A 2,965-nucleotide genomic window follows, 5' to 3' on the forward strand; every position below is an offset into this window, starting at 1 on the left:
TATCTGGGCGCCAATGACCTGCCTTCCGTCCGTCAGGGCCTGGGCGTGTCGATTGTCTCCACCTCCAAGGGTGTGATGACGGACGCAAATGCACGGGCGGCCAAAATTGGCGGCGAAGTGCTCTGCACAGTGTTCTAAGGGGAAAACATGTCTCGTATTGGTAAAAAACCGGTTGAGCTACCCTCTGGCGTCACTGCGTCGGTGTCTGGTCAAACCGTAGAAGTCAAAGGCCCGAAGGGCACCCGCACGTTTAAGGCGACAGATGATGTCACCATCAAGGTCGATGGCAATATCGTCAGCATCACACCACGTGGCACGTCCAAGCGGGCACGCCAGCAGTGGGGCATGTCGCGCAGCCAAGTGGAAAACCTGGTGACCGGCGTGACCACCGGTTTCAAGAAAGAGCTTGAGATCAGCGGTGTGGGTTATCGTGCCACGATGCAGGGTAACACCCTGAAACTGGCATTGGGTTACAGCCACGATGTGAATTTCGAAGTGCCGGAGGGTGTCACCGTGACGGCCCCCAAGCAGACCGAAATCACTGTGGAAGGAATCGACCAGCAGCTTGTGGGTCAGGTCGCGGCGAATATCCGCGAATGGCGCAAGCCCGAGCCTTATAAAGGCAAGGGCATCAAGTACAAAGGCGAATTCATCTTCCGCAAAGAAGGTAAGAAGAAGTAAGGAACGCACAGATGGCAAACAGCAAAAGAGCACTGTTTCTGAAACGCCGTATGCGCGTTCGGAACAAACTGCGGGGCATCACTGCCAACCAGGGACGTGCGCGTCTTTCGGTTCACCGCAGCAACAAGAACATCAGCGTCCAGCTGATCGACGATGTGAACGGTGTGACGCTCGCGTCGGCATCGTCGCTCGAAAAGGATCTGGGCGTTGTCGGCAAGAACAATGTCGAAGCCGCGGCCAAGGTGGGTGCTGCAATCGCAGAACGCGCCAAGGCGGCTGGTGTCGAACAGGCTTATTTCGACCGTGGCGGTTTTCTGTTCCACGGCAAGATCAAGGCCCTTGCCGATGCAGCCCGCGAAGGTGGGTTGAGGATCTAAGCGACGGGTGCGCGATAAACGCGCATCAGACCAATGTAGGGTGCGTGTTCATCACGCACCCTCGATGATCCGGCTTCGACCGCGATTGGACAACGCCCTCGGGCAACAAGACAAGGACGCCACCTATGGCAGAACGTGATAACAACCGTGGCGGCAACCGCCGCAACCGTGAAGAACAAACACCCGAGTTTGCCGACCGTCTGGTCGCGATTAACCGCGTGTCCAAGACCGTCAAAGGTGGTAAGCGTTTCGGCTTTGCCGCGCTTGTCGTTGTTGGTGACCAAAAAGGCCGCGTCGGTTTCGGCAAAGGCAAAGCCAAAGAAGTCCCCGAGGCCATCCGCAAAGCGACCGAACAGGCGAAACGCCAGATGATCCGCGTCGCGCTGCGTGACGGCCGGACCCTGCACCACGATATCGAAGGCCGCCATGGCGCAGGCCGCGTCGTGATGCGCACAGCCCCTGCTGGTACCGGGATCATCGCCGGTGGTCCGATGCGTGCCGTGTTCGAAATGCTGGGTGTGCAGGACGTCGTGTCCAAATCCATCGGGTCGCAGAACCCTTACAACATGATCCGCGCCACGATGGACGGTCTGCAAAAAGAGCAGTCACCGCGCAACGTGGCCCAGCGTCGCGGCAAGAAAGTCGCCGACATCCTGCCCAAGCGTGATGACGCGCCTGAAGCATCCGCCCAAGTCGTCGAGGAGGCTTAAATCATGGCTAAAACTATCGTTGTGAAACAGATCGGTTCCCCGATCCGCCGCCCCGAAAAACAGCGTGCAACGCTGATCGGTCTGGGCCTGAACAAAATGAACCGCACGCGCGAGCTGGAAGACACCCCTTCCGTGCGCGGCATGGTCAACAGCATCCCGCATCTCGTTGAGATCATCGAAGAGCGTGGGTAAGCTTTTGTAAGGTGGATTATGATCCACCATACTATATTGAAAACGCCCTCGGGAAACCGGGGGCGTTTTTCTTGTGGCGTCCGCAAGCCAAATTGACCCAGCGCCTAAACGCCCGCTCCGAGGTCAGAGACCGCACGGGTGATCAGATCACCTTGATCGGCGACGTGCCCTGTGCGGGTCAGCCGCGCGACGGACAGCCGCAATCAGCCGCGCCGCAAGAATCAGGCGTCGGCCGTTGTGGCGAATTTCAGGGTTCAGATGCTGTACCGCAGGATAGTCCGGAAGCAGCGGAATGACGACGACCGAAGCATCGGGCGGCGGCAGATTGCTTTCGACGACCACCATCGCGACTCCGTTGTATTCTGCAACGTCAAAACGGGTCAGCGGGACCGTGACGACCCGCCGGGCGCGGTTATGATTTTGGCCAGCGGATGCCCGGACCGTGCGTGGCAATCCGATTGGGCTGCAAATGCACTGGCGTTGTCAGCAAGCCATTTTTTGCGACGGGCATCGGCGACCGCTTTGATCAATGCCGCCTCCGCCACGGCGGAAACGTTGATAGTAAGCGACTTCGCTGCTTTAAGTGCCGCGCTGTCGAGCGTCACTGAGGTCTTGCGCTTTGTCGCCGTTCGCATCGCGCCATGCTCCCATTTATACCGCATAAATATACCGCTTCCTGGCGTCAGGTAAGTGTGCTGACGCATACCGCCCGCAAAGCCCGCAACCTTCCTTGACCCGCACCATCCCCGCGTTTATACGCCACCAGTCGGCACCCTTGGGCCGACTCAATTTTTAACGCCGTGTTTGGCCGCTCCCGTCGCTGGGGGCCAGTTCCGGCAAAAGGAGAAGCGACATGAAACTGAATGAACTTTCCGACAACCCAGGCGCCACACAGCGCAAAAAGCGTATTGGCCGTGGTGCGGGTTCGGGCATGGGTAAAACCGGTGGCCGTGGTATCAAAGGCCAGAAATCACGTTCCGGCGTGGCGATCAAAGGCTACGAAGG

At 58.5% G+C, this 2,965-nt stretch carries 7 protein-coding genes and 1 pseudogene; 6 read left to right on the forward strand and 2 right to left on the reverse strand.

All coding sequences use genetic code 11. The features are described 5' to 3' along the window. The 5 genes from rpsH to rpmD form a co-directional block, all read left to right on the forward strand. On the forward strand, positions 1-138 hold a 138-nt coding region (gene rpsH / locus ACK4TM_RS17305; protein ID WP_409703814.1), incomplete at its 5' end, for a 30S ribosomal protein S8. Between the two features lie 9 nt (positions 139-147). Further along, positions 148-681, forward strand: a complete 534-nt coding sequence (gene rplF / locus ACK4TM_RS17310; RefSeq protein ID WP_322895915.1) for a 50S ribosomal protein L6 — start codon at positions 148-150, stop codon at positions 679-681. A gap of 11 nt (positions 682-692) precedes the next feature. Continuing rightward, positions 693-1,058 carry a 50S ribosomal protein L18 gene (rplR, locus tag ACK4TM_RS17315; protein ID WP_409703801.1) on the forward strand — a complete coding sequence of 122 codons (366 nt, stop codon included), beginning with the start codon at positions 693-695 and terminating at the stop codon, positions 1,056-1,058. A gap of 125 nt (positions 1,059-1,183) precedes the next feature. Continuing rightward, positions 1,184-1,768 (forward strand): 30S ribosomal protein S5, encoded by a 585-nt coding sequence (gene rpsE / locus ACK4TM_RS17320; RefSeq protein ID WP_409703805.1) that lies wholly within the window; start codon positions 1,184-1,186, stop codon positions 1,766-1,768. Between the two features lie 3 nt (positions 1,769-1,771). Beyond that, positions 1,772-1,960 carry a 50S ribosomal protein L30 gene (rpmD, locus tag ACK4TM_RS17325; RefSeq protein ID WP_019953326.1) on the forward strand — a complete coding sequence of 63 codons (189 nt, stop codon included), beginning with the start codon at positions 1,772-1,774 and terminating at the stop codon, positions 1,958-1,960. A 147-nt stretch (positions 1,961-2,107) separates the two neighbouring features. On the opposite strand, the gene ACK4TM_RS17330 is transcribed toward rpmD, so the two are convergent. Then, positions 2,108-2,305, reverse strand: a complete 198-nt coding sequence (locus ACK4TM_RS17330) for a hypothetical protein (protein WP_409703808.1) — start codon at positions 2,303-2,305, stop codon at positions 2,108-2,110. A 35-nt stretch (positions 2,306-2,340) separates the two neighbouring features. Then, on the reverse strand, positions 2,341-2,664 hold the full coding sequence (locus ACK4TM_RS17335) for a type II toxin-antitoxin system CcdA family antitoxin (protein ID WP_409703811.1): 324 nt from the start codon (positions 2,662-2,664) through the stop codon (positions 2,341-2,343). A gap of 149 nt (positions 2,665-2,813) precedes the next feature. Here ACK4TM_RS17335 and ACK4TM_RS17340 point away from each other — a divergent pair. Next, positions 2,814-2,965: pseudogene (locus ACK4TM_RS17340) on the forward strand (50S ribosomal protein L15); the annotation flags it as partial.

The sequence above is a fragment of the Yoonia sp. genome (genome assembly GCF_046292185.1).
Lineage (GTDB): Bacteria > Pseudomonadota > Alphaproteobacteria > Rhodobacterales > Rhodobacteraceae > Yoonia.

Bases quoted from the DNA above. Each gene is read 5' to 3' on its own strand.
- rpmD (WP_019953326.1), top strand. From the start codon at position 1,772: ATGGCTAAAACTATCGTTGTGAAACAGATCGGTTCCCCGATCCGCCGC.
- rplF (WP_322895915.1), top strand. From the start codon at position 148: ATGTCTCGTATTGGTAAAAAACCGGTTGAGCTACCCTCTGGCGTCACT.
- rpsE (WP_409703805.1), top strand. From the start codon at position 1,184: ATGGCAGAACGTGATAACAACCGTGGCGGCAACCGCCGCAACCGTGAA.
- ACK4TM_RS17330 (WP_409703808.1), bottom strand. From the start codon at position 2,305: ATGGTGGTCGTCGAAAGCAATCTGCCGCCGCCCGATGCTTCGGTCGTC.
- rplR (WP_409703801.1), top strand. From the start codon at position 693: ATGGCAAACAGCAAAAGAGCACTGTTTCTGAAACGCCGTATGCGCGTT.
- ACK4TM_RS17335 (WP_409703811.1), bottom strand. From the start codon at position 2,664: ATGCGTCAGCACACTTACCTGACGCCAGGAAGCGGTATATTTATGCGG.